Below are 17,389 nucleotides of genomic sequence, written 5' to 3' on the forward strand. Positions count from 1 at the left end.
GCAGCCCTTGCCCCCTGGCTGCAGGCGTACAACACGCGACGACGCCACACCGCCCTGAAGGGACTCCCACCCGTCAGCCGTCTGTCACCAACGTCATGACCTAGTACAGCTAGTGCCGGCGCTGGCGGGGGACGAGGACCTCCTCGTAGAGCAGCAGCGCGCCGGCCGCGAACGGGATGGCGAGGAGCGCGCCCAGCATGCCGAGGAGCGTGCCGCCCGCGAGCGCAGCCACGACGGTGACGGCGCCGGGCACCGCCACGGTGCGCTGCATGACGCGGGGCATCACCGCATAGTTCTCGAGCTGCTGGTAGACGACGAAGTAGATGATGACGATGAGCGCCTTCTTCGGCTCGTCGAAGAAGGCCACGACGGCCACGACGGTGGCCCCGAGCGTCGCACCCACCATCGGCACGAGGCCGAGGAAGCCGACGGCGACGGCGAGCACGGCGGCGAACTTCAGGCCGATGAGGCTCATCATGATCCACGCGAAGCACGCGTTGATGGCCGCGACGGCCACCTGGCCGATCGCGTAGGAGCCGACGCGCCGCATGACCTCCTCGGCGAGCGAGCGCGTGCGGGGCCGGCGGCTCGCGGGCACCAGGGCGTAGGCGGCCTGCTTGACCGCCGGCAGCGAGCTGACGAAGTAGAGGGTGAGCACGAGGACCGTCAGCACGCTGAAGACGCCGGAGGCGATGAGCTTGCCGGCGTCGAGCACGCCGCCGAAGACGCCCGCCCAGAGGTTGCCGTCGGCGACCCGCTTGTTGACCTCCTCGGAGATCCGCTGGACGAGCTGGTAGCGGTGGTCGACGTCCTGCACCCACTGGTTGCGCAGGAGGTCGTCGAGCATGCGCGGGGCGTTGGACGTGAGCTCGCCGGCCTGCTGGGCGACGGGCGGGATGACGACCCACCCGACGAGCGTGAAGACCCCGAGCAGACCGATGAAGACGATGGTGACGGCCCACCCGCGGCGCACGTTGCGCCGGGTCAGCGCCTCGACGAGCGGGTTGAGCGCCAGGGTGAGGAAGAGCGAGATGACGAGCAGGGTGATGACGGTGCTCAGCTGACCGATGGCCTGCACGACGGCGTAGGCCGTCAGCACGCCGATGGCGCCGACGAAGCCGATGTAGAAGGGCGACTGGCGGTTGAACGGGGTGCCGCTCGGCCCGAAGTCGCGCCGACCGGCCTTGCCGCCGCCCGGCTCGGGGTCGGGCACGGGGTCGTCGGGCACGGGGTCGTCGGGCACGGGTTCGTCGGAACCGGGCTCGTCGTCGTGGGCCGTGCGCGTGTCGGTGCCGGTCGTCAGGGCGGGCTCGAGCGGCAGGGCGGTGACCAGCGGGTGCGGCGCCGCGGCCTCGGCCGGGGGGCCGCTCGGCGCGGGCGTCGCCGACGTGGTCGGGGGCTCGTCGCCCGCGGGCGGCTCCGTCGCACCGGTCGGCCGGTTCGTCTCGGTCGCCGGTGCCTCCCCGCCGCGGGGCGCCCGTCCGTAGGCCGCGTGCAGGGCGTCCTCGTCGAAGCCGAGGTCGCGCGCTCGCAGCGCCGCGATCCGCGCGCGCTGGGTGCGGCGGTAGCGCGTCCACCGTCCCCAGATGCTCACCCCGGGGAGCCTACGGCAGCCGCCGGGCGGGCCGGGGCGCGGTGGCCGCGTGTCGGCGACCGGGCGGGCGTGGGCGGGCACCGGGTGGGCGTGGGAGAGGCACCGGGTCGCCCGACGGGTGGGCGGACGGTGGGGGACGAGGAGGTCACGGTTGGGCCCGGTCGGTGCCTCCGGCATACGGCGGGGTGGCAGACGGGTACGACAAGCGACAGCACGACGCCCGCGTCGCCCGTGGGCGCCCGACCACCGAGGAGAGCACCATGCCCAGCGTCTCGCGCACCTTCACCGTCGAAAAGGCCCCGGCCGTCGTCGTCGACTACCTCAAGGACTTCAGCAACGCCGAGGAGTGGGACCCGGGCACCGAGTCCTGCACGCGCATCGGCGACGGTCCCGTCGCCGTCGGCGCGAAGTGGCACAACGTCTCGAAGATCGCCGGCGTGACGACCGAGCTGGAGTACGAGCTCGTCGAGCTGACCGACTCCAAGGTCGTGCTCGTCGGGCGCAACGACAGTGCCACCTCGACCGACACGATCACCGTGGTGCCCTCGGGCACCGGCAGCGAGATCACCTACGACGCCGACCTCGAGATGCACGGCGCGGCCAAGCTGGCGGCGCCGGCGATGAAGCTGATCTTCGAGAAGCTCGCGTCCGACACCGAGGAGCAGCTGACCCGCGCCCTCGAGTCGCGCTGACCGGAGCCCGCCCAGGGCCAACGCCCGCGTGCCCCCGTCGCCCACCGGCGGCGGGGGCACGTCGGCTACTGGTTGCGGAACCGGTTGATCGCGCCCTCGAGGGCGGCCCGCTTGTCGGGGTCGGTGACGCCGAGACCCGCCTCGGGCGCGAGCGTGAGCACGCCGACCTTGCCCTGGTGGGCGTTGCGGTGGACGTCGAGCGCGGCCTGGCCGACCTCGTCGAGCGGGTAGGTCTTGCTGAGGGTCGGCTGGATGAGCCCGCGGTTGATCAGCTCGTTGGCCTCCCACGCCTCGCGGTAGTTGGCGAAGTGCGAGCTGACGATGCGCTTGAGGTTCATCCACAGGTAGCGGTTGTCGTACTCGTGCATGTACCCCGAGGTCGAGGCGCAGGTCACGATGGTGCCGCCCTTGCGCGCGACGTAGACGCTCGCCCCGAAGGTCTCGCGGCCCGGGTGCTCGAAGACGATGTCGACGTCGTAGCCACCGGTCAGCTCGCGGATCCTCTTGCCCAGGCGCTGCCACTCCTTGGGGTCCTGCGCGGTGCCCTCGTCGTTCCAGAAGCGGTAGCCCTCGGCGTTGCGGTCGATGATGAGCTCGGCGCCCATGGCGCGGCAGATCTCGGCCTTCTCCGGGGAGGAGACGACGCAGATCGGCGTCGCGCCGCCCGCGAGGGCCATCTGCGTCGCGTAGGAGCCGAGGCCGCCCGAGGCGCCCCAGATGAGCACGCGGTCGCCGAGCTTCATCGCCGCGCCGTTCTTCGACACGAGCTGGCGGTAGGCGGTGCTGTTGACGAGGCCGGGGGAGGCGGCCTCCTCCCAGGTGAGGTGCCGGGGCTTGGGCATCAGCTGGTTCGCCTTGACGACGGCGAGCTCGGCGAGGCCGCCGAAGTTCGTCTCGAAGCCCCAGATGCGCTGCTGCGGGTCGAGCATCGTGTCGTTGTGGCCCTCGGCGTCCTCGAGCTCGACGGAGAGGCAGTGCGCGACGACCTCGGTGCCCGGCTTCCACTTGGTGACGCCGGGGCCGGTGCGCAGGATGACGCCGGCGAGGTCGGAGCCGACGACGTGGTAGGGCAGGTCGTGGCGCTGGGCGAACTCGGAGGTGCGGCCGTAGCGCTCGAGGAAGCCGAACGTCGAGACGGGCTCGAAGATCGAGGTCCAGACCGTGTTGTAGTTGATGGCGCTCGCCATGACCGCCACGAGCGCCTCGCCGGGGGCGAGCTCGGGCACCGGCACCTCGTCGATGTGCAGCGACCGGCGCGGGTCCTTCTCGCGCGTCGGCAGGCCCTCGAACATGTCGACCTCGTCCTTGTGGACGGTCGCCCCGCGATACGTCGCGGGGATCGCGATGGTCGCGTAGGTCTCCTGGGTTCGGTCGCCGGAGAGGATGGCGTCGCGGATGGCCTGCATTGAAGGTCCTTACGTCGCAGCGTCATTGGTCGGTCGAGGCAGTGCGTGGTGCCACCGAACGTAGCGAGACGTGACCGACGGGTAGCCGGTTGTATGACGGCCACCACAGGTGACCTGGGTCACGAGCCGTTCCGCGGGGTCCCCGGTGTGCCGACCGACCGCCATGAGGCCCTATGCCGTGTGGCCCCCACACCTGGACCGCGCCGCCGCGGCGTGCTCGCGGCGGTCCGTCGGAGCACCGGAAGTCGGGAGCGGGGGAGCGGCGGCGGGAGGGCGGGTAGGTTCTGGGGGTGCGCGGCAGACAGGCGGGGCCCGGGTGCTGGCTCGTGCAGCCGGCATACCTGCTCGTCGAGCTGCTCGTCGCGGCCGCGGCGTCGGTGACCTACTCCCTGCGCGACGACACGATCAGCGCGCTCGGGATGCTCACGTGCGCGCCGGGCCACGGCGGCAGCCCCGTCGACGTGTGCTCGCCGTGGCACGTCGGCATGAACGCGGCGTTCGTCGTCTTCGGCGTGCTCCGTGCGGCCGGCGCCGTGCTGCTGCGGCCGGCGCTCGGGGCCGGGCGGTGGGCGACGGCGGCGGTCGGCCTGTGGGTCGTCTCGGCGCTCGCGGCGGCGGCGGTCGGTCTGGTGCCGGTCGACCAGCAGCCGGGCCTGCACGTCGTGGCGGCGCTGCCCGTCTTCGTGCTGCAGCCGCTTGCCGTCCTCGCGACCGCCGAGGCGCTGCGGCGCTCGGGTGCGGTGGCTCGTGGGGTCGTCGTGGCGGGCTGGGTCGTGGGCGCGGTGACGCTGGCAGCCGCTGCCGGGTTCGGCCTGCGCCTCGGCGGCGCGACGTGGGTCGGGGGCCTGGAGCGCCTGGCCCTGTGGCCGGCCTACCCGTGGCTGGCCGTCGTGGCGGTGGGACTGCTGCGGGTGGGTCGCGGCCGAAACGGCCACGCGCGGGGAGCGGCTGCGCCACACTGACGCCGTGCAGCCGGGGGACGTCGTCGCCGCCGTGTCGCGACGATCGGTCGTGACGGGCGGCCTCGGCCTGTGCGCGCTCGTCGCCTGGCCCCGGGTCGACGAGGCGATGCACCCCGGCGGGCCCGGGCGCGAGACGGACAGCCCGGCCCTGCGGCACGACGTGGACCCGTCCGGTGTGACGAGGGTGCGCACGGCGGAGCGGTGGGTGGCCCTGACGTTCGACGACGGGCCCGACCCCCGCTACACGCCCGCTGTGCTCGACATCCTGCGCGAGTTCGGTTGCCGCGGTACGTTCTTCGCCGTGGGCAGCAACGTCGAGGCCCACCCCGACCTCGCGGCGCGGGTCGTCGCGGAGGGGCACCGGCTCTCGAACCACACCCACGACCACCTGTGGCTCGACCGCCTCGACGGGGCGACGGTGACCGACCAGCTGCGTCGCGGCGGCGCGGCCGTGGCCGCGCACGACCCGGACGGCGCGCGTCTCGTGCGGCCGCCGCGGGGGTGGACGAGCCGGGCGGTCGCCGCGCGCACCCGCGACCTCGGCCTGCGGTCGGTCTTCTGGAGCGCGTGCCTCGAGTCGGCCCTGGCCGACGGGCCCACGCGGGCGGGCGAGGAGGTGGCGGCCCGGCTCCGGCCCGGCGACGTCGTGCTCGCCCACGACGGCGGCCGCATCGCCGGCCCGAACCCGCAGGAGCTGGACCGGTCGCGCACGGTCGAGGCGCTGCCGCGGCTGCTCGAGCAGCTGCGGCGCGACGGCCTCCTCGGGGTGCCGGTGCAGGACCTCGTGGCCTCGGGACGCCCTGCCTGACGGCGTCGTCTCGGTTTCGCGTCAGTGCGTGGCGGTGCCGGCCGGCTCGACGAGCTCGACGAGGACGCCGCCGGCATCCTTGGGGTGGATGAAGTTGACCCGGCTGTCGCTCGTGCCGCGCTTCGGGGTGTCGTAGAGCAGGCGCAGGCCGCGCTCGCGCAGGGTCGCGCAGACGGCGTCGATGTCGGCCACGCGGTAGGCGAGCTGCTGGATGCCGGGTCCGCTGCGGTCGAGGAACTTCGCGATCGTCGACTCGGGGGAGAGGGGCGCGAGCAGCTGGATGCAGGAGCCGGAGCCGCCGACCGCCATCATCGCCTCGCGCACGCCCTGCTCCTCGTTCGTCTCCTCGTGGAGCAGCGTCATGCCGTACGTCTCCGCGTAGAAGGCGATGGCCGCGTCGAGGTCGGGCACGGCGATGCCGACGTGGTCGATGTGCGTGAAGAGGGGCTCGGGAGTGGCGCTCATGGTCCCAACGTAGGGCGGCGACCCGTCCCGCAGCACGGGTATGCCGTGTGCGCTTGGTCATGCACCGCGCTGGGCCGCGGCGGGCCCCGTCTACAGTTGACGGCACATCCCCAATGACGTCGGAAGAGGCTCCACCCATGACTGCTGACCGTCCCACCTCCGTGATCGTCGCCGGAGCGCGCACCCCCATGGGGCGTCTGCTCGGCTCGCTCAAGGACTTCTCCGGATCGGACCTCGGTGGCGTCGCCATCCGGGGCGCCCTCGAGAAGGCGGGCGTCGCCCCGGAGCAGGTCGAGTACGTCATCATGGGCCAGGTGCTGCAGGCCGGCGCCGGCCAGATCCCGGCCCGCCAGGCGGCCCACGCCGCGGGCATCCCGATGACGGTGCCGGCGCTGACGATCAACAAGGTCTGCCTCTCCGGCATCAACGCGATCGCCATGGCCGACCAGCTGATCCGCGCGGGCGAGGTCGACGTCGTCGTCGCCGGTGGCCAGGAGTCGATGACGAACGCGCCGCACCTCATGACGAAGTCGCGCGAGGGCTACAAGTACGGCGACGTGACGATGCGCGACCACATGGCCTTCGACGGGCTCTGGGACGCCTTCACCGACCAGGCCATGGGGCTGCTCACCGAGCAGGCCAACACGGGCGAGCAGGCGTTCACGCGCGAGGAGCAGGACGAGTTCTCGGCGCGCAGCCACCAGCTCGCCGCCAAGGCGTGGAAGGACGGCCTCTTCGACGACGAGGTCGTCCCCGTCAGCATCCCGCAGCGCAAGGGCGACCCGGTCGTCTTCAAGAGCGACGAGGGCATCCGTGCCGACACGACGACCGCCTCGCTCGGCGGCCTGCGCCCCGCCTTCAGCAAGGACGGCACCATCACCGCCGGATCCGCGTCGCAGATCTCCGACGGCGCCGCTGCGGTCGTCGTCATGAGCAGGGCCAAGGCCGAGGAGCTGGGCCTGACGTGGCTCGCCGAGATCGGCGCGCACGGCATGGTCGCCGGCCCCGACTCCACGCTCCAGCAGCAGCCCGCGCGCGCCATCGCCCGGGCCTGCGAGAAGGAGGGCATCACGCCGGCCGACCTCGACCTCGTCGAGATCAACGAGGCGTTCGCGGCCGTCGGGCTGGCCTCGGCCAAGGAGCTCGGCATCGACGTCGACAAGGTGAACGTCAACGGCGGGGCCATCGCGCTCGGCCACCCCATCGGCATGTCGGGCGCGCGCATCGCGCTCCACCTCGCCCTCGAGCTCCAGCGTCGCGGTGGCGGCGTGGGCGCGGCCGCGCTCTGCGGTGGCGGCGGGCAGGGCGACGCCCTGGTCGTGCGAGTGCCCAAGTCCGCCTGAGCGCCGAAACCCTCTCCGTGGCACGCCGATCCGTCGACGTCCCCGCCCTGGTCGAGTCGGCCAGGGCGGGTTCGCCGCGTGCGGTCGCACGCCTCATCTCGCTCGTCGAGGACGGCCACGATGCCCTGCGTGACGTCATGGCCGCGCTGGCCCCCCACGCGGGACGGGCCTGGGTCATCGGGCTCACGGGCTCGCCGGGCGTCGGCAAGTCGACGACGACGACCGCTCTCGTCGGGGCCTTCCGCCAGCGGGGCCTGCGGGTCGGCGTCCTCGCGGTCGACCCGAGCTCACCCTTCTCGGGCGGCGCGCTGCTGGGCGACCGGGTGCGCATGCAGGACCACGCGCTCGACCCCGAGGTCTACATCCGGTCGATGGCCTCCCGCGGCCATCTCGGCGGCCTCTCCTTCACGACGCCCCAGGCGATCCGGGTGCTCGACGCCGCGGGCTGCGACGTCGTGCTCGTCGAGACCGTCGGCGTCGGCCAGTCCGAGGTGGAGGTCGCCGGGCTCGCCGACACCTCGGTCGTGCTGCTCGCGCCCGGCATGGGTGACGGCATCCAGGCGGCCAAGGCCGGCATCCTCGAGATCGGGGACGTCTTCGTCGTCAACAAGGCCGATCGCGACGGCGCCGATGCCACGGTGCGCGACCTCCGGCACATGATCTCGCTCGGTGACCGCACGGAGCCGGGGCTGTGGCGACCGCCCGTCGTCAAGACCGTTGCGGCAGAGCGGATCGGCGTCGACGAGGTCATGGAGGCGCTCGACAAGCACCGGGCGTTCCTCGAGGAGAGCGGCGAGCTGCGCCGCCGCCGGGAGCGCCGGGCGGTGGACGAGATCGAGTCCATCGCGCTCGCGGCGCTGCGGTCGCGGTTCGCGCGCGTCGAGGGCCACGAGGGGGTGGCGGCGCTCGCGCGCGAGGTGCTCGCCGGCCGCTTGGACCCCTACGCGGCGGCGGACCGCCTCGTGGAGCACGTCGGCGCCTGAGCCGACGCCGGGATCGGTCCTCGCCGACACCCGAACCGGCCGGCGCCCGGCCACCTCAGGCGTGGGCCCGTGCCAACGCGACCAGTTCCTGTGTCGCGCGGGCCCGGCGCTCGGCGCGGACGAGCACCGAGCGCACCCACGCCGGCCGGAACATGACCTGGTCCCAGGTGAAACGGTAGACCGCCCAGTCGTCGAGCACGAGCTCGTCGTAGCGCCAGCAGTCGCTCGTCAGCTGCCCTCTGCCCGTGTGGAACTCGTGGCTGTCCGCCTCGACGGCGATGCCCAGCCCGGAGTCCACGAGGTCGGGCACGACACGTGTGCCGTCGGCGAGCGCGATGCCGACCTGCGGCCGCAGGTCGAGTCCGGGCACGTCCAGGGCGATGGCGCGCAGCACGGACTCGAAGGGGTTCGCCGCCTTGCCCGACGCGTGCGACAGGACGCGGAGCACCCGCGGGCGACCGGGTCCTCGGACGTCATGGGCTGCACGGGCCAGGTGGGCGGGGCGGAGGTCCCGGCAGCGCAGCGCCGAGTCGGCGATCGCGAGCGCCTCGTCCAGGGGGAGGTGGCGGGCGCAGTCGACGACGGTGCGCAGCGGTCCGGTCACGCCGGCCACGACGTCCGCGTCCTCGAGCGCCGACGTGAGGACCGACGCCCGCGCTCGGGTCTGCGGGCTGATCTTGCGACCCGGCGGAACGGTGACCTCCGGCTGCGGAGGCACGGTCTTGACCTTCCAGCCGTGGGAGAGGGCGGCGGAGCGCAGCGAGACCACGGCGCTCAGCTCGTGGGCCAGCGCCCGGGTGGTGTCGACCTCGGGGAGCAGGTAGCGCCCGGCCCTCGGGCGCAGCACGACACCGAGCTCGACGGCGCGTCGGAGGCGGCGCTTCGGCACGAGCAGGCGCAGCTCCGCGCGCGTGGCGGTGCCCCCGAGCCTCCGGATCGCTGCCTCCGCCTCCATGCCCGGAAGCGTGCCCGGCTCGGGCGGGCTCGCGAGCGCGTCCTCCACAGGCCGCCCCGACACACCAACCCGTGGGACCCGGCCGTGCGCCTGCACGGCCGGAGTTCGGGGCCCGGCAGGTCCCGTGTCGGGAGGGCCCGGGAGCCGGGTCGCAGCGCGTAAATCGATGGCGCGCCCGGTGAGCGTGGTGCCACCGTCGGGGGATGGACATCCTCCCGCTCGACCGTGACGACGACGTCATGCTCAAGGAGCTGCACGGCCTGGCGGCACGCAGCGAGGCCGTGTCGCGCGTGCAGCCCGTGCGGCGCACCGAGGACGAGTTCCTCAAGATGGTGCGCTTCGAGTTCCCGGGCGAGCGCGAGGAGGCGGCCGTCGCGACCGTCGACGGCGCGCCCGTCGGCTGGGCCCGCCTCTTCGTCCCGGAACGCGACAACCGGGACAAGTGCTGGTCGCACGTCGAGGTCGACCCCGCGCACCGGCGGCAGGGCGTCGGCGCAGCCCTCGCCGACTGGCTGGAGGAGCGCGCCCGGGCTGCCGGCCGAGACATGCTCCTCACCGAGGTGTTCGTCCCGGTCGGCGACCGCGAGACACACGCCAGTCGCGAGTTCGCCCGGCGCAGAGGGTATTCGGTGACGAGCGTCGAGATCGTCCGGTCGCTCCCGCTCCCGGTCGCGCCGGACCTGCTGACGACCGAGCTGCATCGCGCGGCCGAGGCGATGGGCGACGACTACCAGCTCAGCGTGCACGTCGACGGGGTGCCGCCCGAGCTGCGTCAGGGCGTCTGCGACGCGTCCAACCGGCTCATCCTCGACGCCCCCACGGGCGAGGTCGAGTTCGAGCCCGAGTCGATGACGGTCGAGGACTACGAGACGCTCCTCACGCACCTGCGCGACACCGGCCGCACCATGGTGACCGCCGTCGCCGTCCACCGTCCCACGGGCGTCGTCGCGGCCTACACCGACCTCTCCGTGCCGACGGGAGACCCCGACATCGTCTTCCAGTGGGGCACGCTCGTGCTCCCGGAGCACCGCGGCCGCCGCCTCGGCATGGCCGTCAAGGCGGCCAACCTGGCCGAGCTCGCCCGGCTCGCCCCGGGCCGGCGCTCGGTGCAGACGATGAACGACGAGCAGAACCCGTGGATGGTGCAGATCAACGTCGACCTCGGCTTCCGGGTCATCGAGGAGGCCCTGACGGTGCGCAAGCTGCTCTGAGTCGACCGGGTCGACGACGTGGGTGGCCCCGGCCCCACCCGACGGCACCGGCGGCATACGGTGTCGTCATGCTCCTCGCCTTCTCCGTCGCCCCCACCGTCGCGGCCGACGACACCGGTTCCGTGTCCGATGCCGTCGCCCGGGCCATCCGCATCGTGCGCGACTCGGGCCTGCCGCACCGCACCGACGCGATGTTCACGACGATCGAAGGGGAGTGGGACGAGTGCATGGCTGTCGTCAAGCGGTGCTGCGACGTGCTCGCGGAGACCTCGCCGCGTGTCGGGCTCGTGCTCAAGGCCGACATCCGTCCGGGCTTCACGGGCGAGCTCGACGGCAAGCTGGAACGACTCGAGGATGCCCTCGACCGCCAGCGGGATGAGTGAGTCCGACTGGCAGCTGAGGCCGCTCGTCGCCGAGGACTGCGACGAGCTGGCCCGTGTGCACATGGCGGTGTGGCGTGAGGCCTACGCCGACGTCATGCCGGCCGACTACCTCGCGGGCCTGAGCGACGAGCGGTGCGCCGCCGGATGGAGGCGTCGCGTCGACGCAGGCGGGCAGGCCCGCACGCTCGTCGTCGTGGGCCCGGACGGAGGCATCGCCGGCTTCGCGAGCGCCGGGCCGAGCCGCGACGACGACGACGCACCCACGCCGTGGGAGCTCCACGCCATCAACCTGACGTCGGCGGCACGGGGCACGGGCGTCGCCGACCGGCTGCTCGACGAGCTGCTCGGGGACCGGGACTCCAGCCTCTGGGTCGTCGAGGCGAACGCGCGCGCCGTCGCCTTCTACGAACGGCGCGGCTTCGTCGACGAGGGCGGACGCGCGGAGCACGACCCGACCGGGACGGTCGAGATGCGCATGGTGCGTCTCACGCCGCAGGCACTCTCGGCCGGCACCGTCCGCGCCGAGGGGCTCGGGGTCCGCTTCGGAGACGTCGTCGCCCTCGACGACGTGACGGTCGAGGCCGCACCGGGCGGGGTGCTGGCCGTGACCGGTCCGTCCGGCGCGGGCAAGTCCACCCTCCTGTGGGCGCTCGCCGGGGCCCTGGCCGACACGGCGACGTGCGCCGGGCGCGTCACGGTGGGCGAGGAGGAGGTCTCGCCGCAGGCGGCCCGCGACACCACGGTGCGGCTCGGCGTCGCCGTCGTGCCGCAGGGCAACGGCCTGGCCTCGGTGCTCACGGCGGCCGAGAACTGCCTCGTCCCCCTCGTCGCCGCCGGGCTGCCGGCGAGCGAGGCTCGTGACCGGGTCGAGCAGGCGCTGCTCGCCGTGGGCCTCGAGGACTCGGGCAACCACCTCATCGAGGAGCTCTCGGGCGGCCAGCAGCAGCGCGTGGCGGTGGCCCGCGCCCTCGCGTCGCAACCGCTCGTGCTCCTGGCCGACGAGCCCACGTCCGAGCTCGACCACGCGAACCGCGAGCGGGTGCTCGCCCTGCTGCACGACCTCGCCGCCACCGGGAGGACCGTCGTCATGGCGACCCACGACCCGGAGGCGGCCGCCACTGCGGGGCACGAGATCCACCTCGACGAGGGACGGGTGGTGCGGCGCCGGTGAGGATGCGGACGGAAGGAGGCCGGAGCGCCGGTTCGGGCGCGGCGACGAGGACCTCGTCCCGGGCCGCGCGCACGTGGGCGGCCGTGACGCACCGGCGGGCGCAGGCGGTGGCCCTGGTCCTGCTGTCGGCGCTCGTCGTCGGCAGCGCCGTGCTCGGCCCGCTCTATGCCCGCGCCCTCGAGCACGGGCTGCTCCGCGACGCCCTGGCCCGGGCGTCCGTCGTCGACACCGGTCTCGTCGTCGAGCAGGGCAGCACCGAGAGGGCGGTGCCGTCGCCCGCCCAGGTGCAGCGCGTCGTCCCGCAGGCCGTGCGGTCGGCCTTCGACGCCCCGGTGGCGCTCGTGTCGGGGCAGGTCGTGCTCGGCATGTCGCCGGCCCGGGGTGGGCAGGGGGTGCAGACGACGGCCTACGCCCCCCTCGCGGGCTGCGCCGACGTCGAGATCGTCACGGGCCGGTGCCCGACGACGGCCGGCGAGGTGCTCGTCTCGGCCGCCGAGGCGGCGTTCGAGGGCTGGCGCACCGGTGACCGGGTGCCGCTCGTGGCGACGCCCGGCGGCCAGCCGGCGCCGGGTGACGCCGAGCGGCGCGTGCGGATCTCGGGGACCTACGACGCGCTCGACGACGACGGCGCGTGGTTCGGCGTGCGGCTGACCGGGCGGGCGGGCACGCAGGCCGCCGTCGGCCTGGGCTCCGTGCCCCGCGTCGACACCCCCATCGTCGCTCCGGCCTTCTTCGACGTGACGCCGACGGGCAGCACGCTGCGGCTCACCGCGACGCTGCGCCGCGACGACCTCTCCGTCGATTCGCTGCCGGGGCTCGTCGACGCGATCGCCGCCCTGGAGGCGGCGTCCGCGTCGTCGACCGGCGGCTCGACCGCGCCGCGGGTGCAGAGCGGCCTCGACCAGATCGGCCGCACCGTCGTCGCCGGGCAGGCCCAGGCGGCGGTGCTCGTGCCGCTCCTGCTCGGCCAGCTCGCCCTCTTCTCCCTCGTCATCCTCGGCCTCGCGTCGTCGGCGGCCGTCGAGCAGCGTCGCCCCGAGATCGCCCTGGCGCGCCTGCGCGGCGACGGCGTCCGCGGGGCCCGCCGCATGCTCGTCTCGGAGCTCGGCCTCCTCGTGGCCCTCGGCGTGCCGGTCGGCTTCGGCCTCGCCGTCGGAGCCGACCTCGTCGCGAGCCGCGTGTGGCTGCCCGCCGGGGTGCCCTTCGAGGTCCCGTGGACCGCGTATGCCGCCGCCGGGCTCGCGCTCGTCGCCGGGGTGGGTGCCGTCGTCGTCACGTCGCGACCGGTGCTGCGCGAACCGATCCCCTCCCTCCTGCGGCGCATCCCCCCGCGCCAGCGCGGCTTCGCGATCGGGCTGCTCGACGCCGTCATCATCGCCGTCGCGGCCGCCGGCGTGGTCGCCATCGTCACCGGCGACGTGTCGGGGCCGGTCGCCATGGCGACCCCTGCGCTCCTCGCCCTCGCGGTCGGGCTGCTGCTCGCCCTGCTCCTCGTGCCCGTCGCCGGCGGGGTGGGCCGCGTCGCCCTCCGTCGGGGCCGGGCCGTCACGGGACTGACCGCCGTGCAGGTCGCCCGTCGCCCGGCGGTGCGGCGCGTCGTCGCCATCGTCACGGTGGCCACGGCGCTCACCGTCTTCGTCACCGATGCCTACCTCACGGCCGCGCGCAACCGCGACGGGCGGGCCACGCTCGAGGCGGGCGCGCAGGTGGTGCTGCACACCGACTCCGAGGAGCCCGCCCTGCTGCGCTCGACGCTGCGCACGCTCGACCCGTCGTCGAGCTACGCCGTGCCCCTCGCCCGGCTGCTCCCGCCGAACGCGAGCGCCTTCGGCACCGTGGCGGTCGTGCCCAGCGCGATGCCCCGCGTCGCCCTCCCCGCGGGGGGCACGCCCGCGACGCCGGGTGGTGCCGGCTCCTCGGGACCTGCGGGCTCCCCGGCCGGCGCAGCCCCGGACTGGGCGGCCCTCGCGGCGCCTGCCTCACCGTCGACCGTGCTCACCGGCACGTCGGTCGCGGTGACGGTGACGGCCGACGTCGCGGCCGGCGACTCGGGGCTCGACGGCGTGACGCCCGGAGCGCGCCGGCCGCCGGACGCCGTCCCCGTGGCGCTGTCGCTCCAGCGGCCCGACGGCAGCGGGATCACCGTCGCCCTCGGCCTCGTGCCCTTCGACACCTCGCGCCCGCGCACCCTCACCGCACGGGTGCCGTGCGCCGCGAGCCCCTGCACCCTCGTCGGCATCTCCGTCGACCGGCACCCCGACGAGGTGCGCGCCGTCGTCGGACGGCTCACGGTGCTCGGCATCCGGACGGGCACGGCCCCTGCACTGCCGCTCGGCGCGCAGCAGTGGGAGTCGTACGGGTCGCCGTTCGCGCTCGACCGGGCGGACGCCGGCGTGCCCGGCTTCGCGGCGGTCACGGTGAACCCCTCGGCGCCGCAGCGGATGGACCTCCGCTTCGGCTCGACCGGGGGCGTCATCACGGCGACCCTCACCCGACCCCGGCTGCCCGCCGTCGTCGTGCCGGGACCCGGTGGTCCCACCCGGGCGCCCGACGGCGTCACGGGCTTCAGCGGCAACACGGTCCCGGTCGCGGAGAAGGCACGGGCGGCATACGGCCCCCAGGGGGTGACGAACGTCGTCCTCGTCGACTACGACGCGCTCGCCGCCGAGGCCGGGCGTCTCTATGCGACCGGCTCGCTCGACGTCCTCGTCGGCGACCGCTCCCGGGCGCCGGCGGTGACGGCGGCCCTCGAGGGCGCCGGCATCGGTGTGCGCTCGGTGACCGACCGCGCGGAGCTGCTCGACTCCTACGACCGCTCCGCGTCGGCCTGGGGGCTGCGCCTCGGCCTCGTGGTCGGCGGCCTCGCGCTGCTCCTCGCCGCCCTCGTGCTCGTCCTCGTGACCATCACCTCGTGGCGGGGGCGCTCGAAGGACCTCGCCGCGCTGCGGCTGGCGGGCGTGCCCGGGTCGACCGTGCGACGCGTCGGGATCGCCGAGCAGCTCGTCGTCATCGTGCTCGCGGTCGTCGTCGGCGCCCTGTGCGGGGCGCTGGGGTCACGGCTGTCGCTGGGGCTCATCCCGTTCTTCACGACCCCCTCGGACGTGTTCGTCGCCGACCTCACCCCCAACCTCGGGGCCATGGCGCTCGCGGCGCTCGCGACGGTGGTGTGGCTCTCGGTCGTCGCCGTCGTGCTCGGGCTCTGGCTCGCGCGGCGCTCGACCGTCGCGCGCGTGCGGGAGAGCGCATGAGCGCCGCCCGTACGTCGAACCCGCCACGCCCGCCCCGCGACGGGGCCACCCCTTCCGCCGCGGCGGGGCGGGGACTCGACGTGACGACGCGGGGGCTCGTCGTCATCTACCGCTCGGAGGGGCACGACGTCGCCGCGCTCTCCGGCATCGACCTGCGCGTGTCGGCGGGGGAGGTGGTCGGGCTGCTCGGACCGAGCGGGGCCGGCAAGTCGACGCTGCTCACCGTCTTCGGTGGACTGACGGCGCCGAGCGCCGGGGCGGTCCACATCGGCCACCGGGACCTCAAGGCGCTGACGGCCGCACAGCTCGACGACTTCCGCGCGGGCGACGTCGGCCTGCTCCTGCAGGGGGCGGCGCGCAACCTGCTGCCCTACCTCACCCCGCGTCAGAACGTGGAGTTCGCCCAGGCGCGGGCCCGCCGGCTCGGCCGCGACGTGCCGGCCCCCGACGAGGTGCTCGAGCTGCTCGGCATCGGCGGCCTCGCCGGCCGCTCGCTCGCCGGCCTCACCCCCGGCGAGCTGCAGCTGACCGCCATCGCCGTGGCCATCGCCTGCTACCCGGGCCTCGTGCTCGGTGACGAGCCGACGAGCCAGCTCGACCACGAGTCCCGAGACCGGGTGCTCGACGCCCTGCGCGAGGTCAACGAACGGCTCGGCTCCACGGTCGTCGTCGTGACCCACGACCCCGACGTCGCCGCGCGGCTGCCGCGGACCGTGACGATCCGCGACGGACGGGTCGGGGCCGAGGGGCGCCTCGGGGAGGAGTATGCGGTCGTGTCGGCCGACGGGTCCGTGCCGTTGCCGGGGGCGGCGCTCGACGACTTCCCGCCGGGCGCGCTCGTGCGCCTCCGCCACGACGGCACGGGCTGGCGCCTCGAGGCACCCGGGGACGACGGGACGACGGGGACGGGTGAGGACTCCGGGGCCGGGTGAGGACACCGGGGCCGGTGAGGTGGCCGAGGCGCTTGCGGCGACCGACGCCACGCCCGACCGGAGAGTGTGACGCACGCGACATCCGTGCTCGGATCTGTGATCGTTTGTCGGTAAAGTCCGTAATGTCGTTCTCACCTCTCGCGTTCGGTTGGGGAGCCCGGCTACCGGCGCGTATCGTTGACCTGCCGACTGTCATCGGCCATCCCCCTGTGTCATCGAAAGGCCCCTCCATGCCCCGCCCCGCGACCCGACGACGAGTCCTCGCCGCCGCGATCGCCGGCGTCGCGCTCCTCGGTGCGTGCACCGGCAACGCCGACGACGGCGCCGACGGCACGGCCGGCTCCGGTGCCTCGGCGACCCCGGCGGTCGCGCCCGACGCGGCCTCGACCACCTCGACCGGTGTCGTGACCGCTGCTGCGGCGGCCGCCCTGGACGCATCGGCCACCGGTGGCGCGGCCCGCGCCAAGGCGTTCACCGGAGCGGCCCTGCAGTCGGCCAACGCGTACGCGAAGACCCTGCCGGGACGCACCGCCGCGGAGAAGGCCGAGGCCGAGCTCGCGACGACCGGCGTCAAGGTGCTGGCCGTCTCGCGAGCCGGTGACACGCCGCAGCAGATCCTGGCCCAGACGACGCTCAAGAAGACCGGCGCGGCGGTGCTCGTCCTGCTCGTGGGAGACGCTGGAACGTTCAAGGTCGCGGCCGTGACGCCCATGCTCCCCGACGCCAGGCTCGACGCCCTCGACCCGACGAGCGACGGCTCGGCGGCGGTCGCCGACGCCAAGGGCCTCGTGGCGACGCCCGACGACGTCATGGCAGCCTTCGCCGCGTTGGTGCGCTTCCCGACGCCGACGACCTCGAAGCTGCTCGCGGCCGACCCCCTCTCGGAGCAGCTGCGCGCCTCCGCGACGGCGCAGTCGAAGGCCCTGAACAACCAGGGCGCGTTCACCCAGGAGCACCAGCCCAAGGGCGTGCTCGGTGGGCTGCGCCTCAAGGACGGCGCCGGTGCCATCGTCTTCGCCCACCTCGTGCGCAGCGACGCCATCGCCATGCGGACCCCGGTCAAGCTGACGCCGGCCAAGGACCTCACGCTGCTGACCGGCATCAAGACCATCACCACCGAGGCCAACCTGACCTCCAACGAGATCATCGCGTTCGTCATCCCTGCGTCGGGACAGGCTCGCGTCGTCGCGGCCTCCGACCAGCTCGTCGCCGGCTCGGGTCGGTGAGACAGGATTG

At 74.3% G+C, this 17,389-nt stretch carries 16 protein-coding genes; 12 read left to right on the forward strand and 4 right to left on the reverse strand.

From position 1 onward, the window contains the following. On the forward strand, positions 1-99 hold a 99-nt coding region (locus tag ABD979_RS07920; protein ID WP_345507137.1), incomplete at its 5' end, for an integrase core domain-containing protein. Between the two features lie 10 nt (positions 100-109). Here ABD979_RS07920 and ABD979_RS07925 read toward each other — a convergent pair. Beyond that, positions 110-1,594 (reverse strand): AI-2E family transporter, encoded by a 1,485-nt coding sequence (locus ABD979_RS07925; RefSeq protein ID WP_345506921.1) that lies wholly within the window; start codon positions 1,592-1,594, stop codon positions 110-112. 260 nt (positions 1,595-1,854) lie between these two features. On the opposite strand from ABD979_RS07925, the gene ABD979_RS07930 reads away from it, so the two are divergent. Then, the gene (locus ABD979_RS07930; protein ID WP_345506922.1) at positions 1,855-2,286 is read left to right on the forward strand and encodes an SRPBCC family protein; all 432 of its coding nucleotides are present in this window, start codon (positions 1,855-1,857) and stop codon (positions 2,284-2,286) included. A gap of 65 nt (positions 2,287-2,351) precedes the next feature. Here ABD979_RS07930 and ccrA read toward each other — a convergent pair whose 3' ends face one another. After that, entirely contained in the window at positions 2,352-3,692 is a 1,341-nt protein-coding gene (gene ccrA / locus ABD979_RS07935) for a crotonyl-CoA carboxylase/reductase (protein ID WP_345506923.1), read from the reverse strand. Between the two features lie 290 nt (positions 3,693-3,982). Here ccrA and ABD979_RS07940 point away from each other — a divergent pair, with 290 nt between their 5' ends. Further along, on the forward strand, positions 3,983-4,654 hold the full coding sequence (locus ABD979_RS07940) for a DUF998 domain-containing protein (protein WP_345506924.1): 672 nt from the start codon (positions 3,983-3,985) through the stop codon (positions 4,652-4,654). Positions 4,655-4,658: 4 nt separating this feature from the next. After that, complete coding sequence (locus ABD979_RS07945; RefSeq protein ID WP_345506925.1) at positions 4,659-5,462, forward strand: polysaccharide deacetylase family protein; 804 nt, start codon at positions 4,659-4,661, stop codon at positions 5,460-5,462. A 21-nt stretch (positions 5,463-5,483) separates the two neighbouring features. Here ABD979_RS07945 and mce read toward each other — a convergent pair whose 3' ends face one another. Beyond that, on the reverse strand, positions 5,484-5,927 hold the full coding sequence (gene mce, locus ABD979_RS07950; protein ID WP_345506926.1) for a methylmalonyl-CoA epimerase: 444 nt from the start codon (positions 5,925-5,927) through the stop codon (positions 5,484-5,486). Between the two features lie 137 nt (positions 5,928-6,064). Between mce and ABD979_RS07955 the strand changes: the two genes are divergently transcribed. Then, a complete protein-coding gene (locus ABD979_RS07955) occupies positions 6,065-7,270 on the forward strand; it encodes an acetyl-CoA C-acetyltransferase (RefSeq protein ID WP_345506927.1) in 1,206 nt (401 codons plus the stop codon). Between the two features lie 17 nt (positions 7,271-7,287). Next, positions 7,288-8,253 (forward strand): methylmalonyl Co-A mutase-associated GTPase MeaB, encoded by a 966-nt coding sequence (gene meaB, locus ABD979_RS07960; RefSeq protein ID WP_345506928.1) that lies wholly within the window; start codon positions 7,288-7,290, stop codon positions 8,251-8,253. A gap of 55 nt (positions 8,254-8,308) precedes the next feature. Here meaB and ABD979_RS07965 read toward each other — a convergent pair whose 3' ends face one another. Continuing rightward, complete coding sequence (locus tag ABD979_RS07965; protein WP_345506929.1) at positions 8,309-9,208, reverse strand: hypothetical protein; 900 nt, start codon at positions 9,206-9,208, stop codon at positions 8,309-8,311. A gap of 203 nt (positions 9,209-9,411) precedes the next feature. Here ABD979_RS07965 and ABD979_RS07970 point away from each other — a divergent pair, with 203 nt between their 5' ends. The 6 genes from ABD979_RS07970 to ABD979_RS07995 all read left to right on the forward strand — a co-directional run bounded on the left by ABD979_RS07970 (position 9,412) and on the right by ABD979_RS07995 (position 17,379). Next, the gene (locus ABD979_RS07970; RefSeq protein ID WP_345506930.1) at positions 9,412-10,419 is read left to right on the forward strand and encodes a GNAT family N-acetyltransferase; all 1,008 of its coding nucleotides are present in this window, start codon (positions 9,412-9,414) and stop codon (positions 10,417-10,419) included. A 68-nt stretch (positions 10,420-10,487) separates the two neighbouring features. Further along, complete coding sequence (locus tag ABD979_RS07975; protein WP_345506931.1) at positions 10,488-10,802, forward strand: thiamine-binding protein; 315 nt, start codon at positions 10,488-10,490, stop codon at positions 10,800-10,802. Then, complete coding sequence (locus tag ABD979_RS07980) at positions 10,795-11,973, forward strand: GNAT family N-acetyltransferase (protein WP_345506932.1); 1,179 nt, start codon at positions 10,795-10,797, stop codon at positions 11,971-11,973. Before ABD979_RS07975 ends, ABD979_RS07980 begins: the two co-directional genes overlap by 8 nt. An 83-nt stretch (positions 11,974-12,056) precedes the next feature. Further along, on the forward strand, positions 12,057-15,221 hold the full coding sequence (locus ABD979_RS07985; RefSeq protein WP_345506933.1) for an FtsX-like permease family protein: 3,165 nt from the start codon (positions 12,057-12,059) through the stop codon (positions 15,219-15,221). After that, positions 15,218-16,153 (forward strand): ABC transporter ATP-binding protein, encoded by a 936-nt coding sequence (locus tag ABD979_RS07990; protein WP_345506934.1) that lies wholly within the window; start codon positions 15,218-15,220, stop codon positions 16,151-16,153. Before ABD979_RS07985 ends, ABD979_RS07990 begins: the two co-directional genes overlap by 4 nt. Before the next feature lie 230 nt (positions 16,154-16,383). Continuing rightward, a complete protein-coding gene (locus ABD979_RS07995) occupies positions 16,384-17,379 on the forward strand; it encodes a hypothetical protein (protein WP_345506935.1) in 996 nt (331 codons plus the stop codon). Positions 17,380-17,389: the final 10 nt, after the last annotated feature.

The sequence above is a fragment of the Terrabacter aeriphilus genome (assembly GCF_039542985.1).
GTDB classification, from domain to species: domain Bacteria; phylum Actinomycetota; class Actinomycetes; order Actinomycetales; family Dermatophilaceae; genus Terrabacter; species Terrabacter aeriphilus.

Coding starts and splice junctions, on each gene's coding strand:
- ABD979_RS07930 (WP_345506922.1), top strand. CDS start 1,855: ATGCCCAGCGTCTCGCGCACCTTCACCGTCGAAAAGGCCCCGGCCGTC.
- ccrA (WP_345506923.1), bottom strand. CDS start 3,692: ATGCAGGCCATCCGCGACGCCATCCTCTCCGGCGACCGAACCCAGGAG.
- mce (WP_345506926.1), bottom strand. CDS start 5,927: ATGAGCGCCACTCCCGAGCCCCTCTTCACGCACATCGACCACGTCGGC.
- ABD979_RS07955 (WP_345506927.1), top strand. CDS start 6,065: ATGACTGCTGACCGTCCCACCTCCGTGATCGTCGCCGGAGCGCGCACC.
- ABD979_RS07965 (WP_345506929.1), bottom strand. CDS start 9,208: ATGGAGGCGGAGGCAGCGATCCGGAGGCTCGGGGGCACCGCCACGCGC.
- ABD979_RS07970 (WP_345506930.1), top strand. CDS start 9,412: ATGGACATCCTCCCGCTCGACCGTGACGACGACGTCATGCTCAAGGAG.
- ABD979_RS07975 (WP_345506931.1), top strand. CDS start 10,488: ATGCTCCTCGCCTTCTCCGTCGCCCCCACCGTCGCGGCCGACGACACC.
- ABD979_RS07980 (WP_345506932.1), top strand. CDS start 10,795: ATGAGTGAGTCCGACTGGCAGCTGAGGCCGCTCGTCGCCGAGGACTGC.
- ABD979_RS07990 (WP_345506934.1), top strand. CDS start 15,218: ATGAGCGCCGCCCGTACGTCGAACCCGCCACGCCCGCCCCGCGACGGG.
- ABD979_RS07995 (WP_345506935.1), top strand. CDS start 16,384: ATGCCCCGCCCCGCGACCCGACGACGAGTCCTCGCCGCCGCGATCGCC.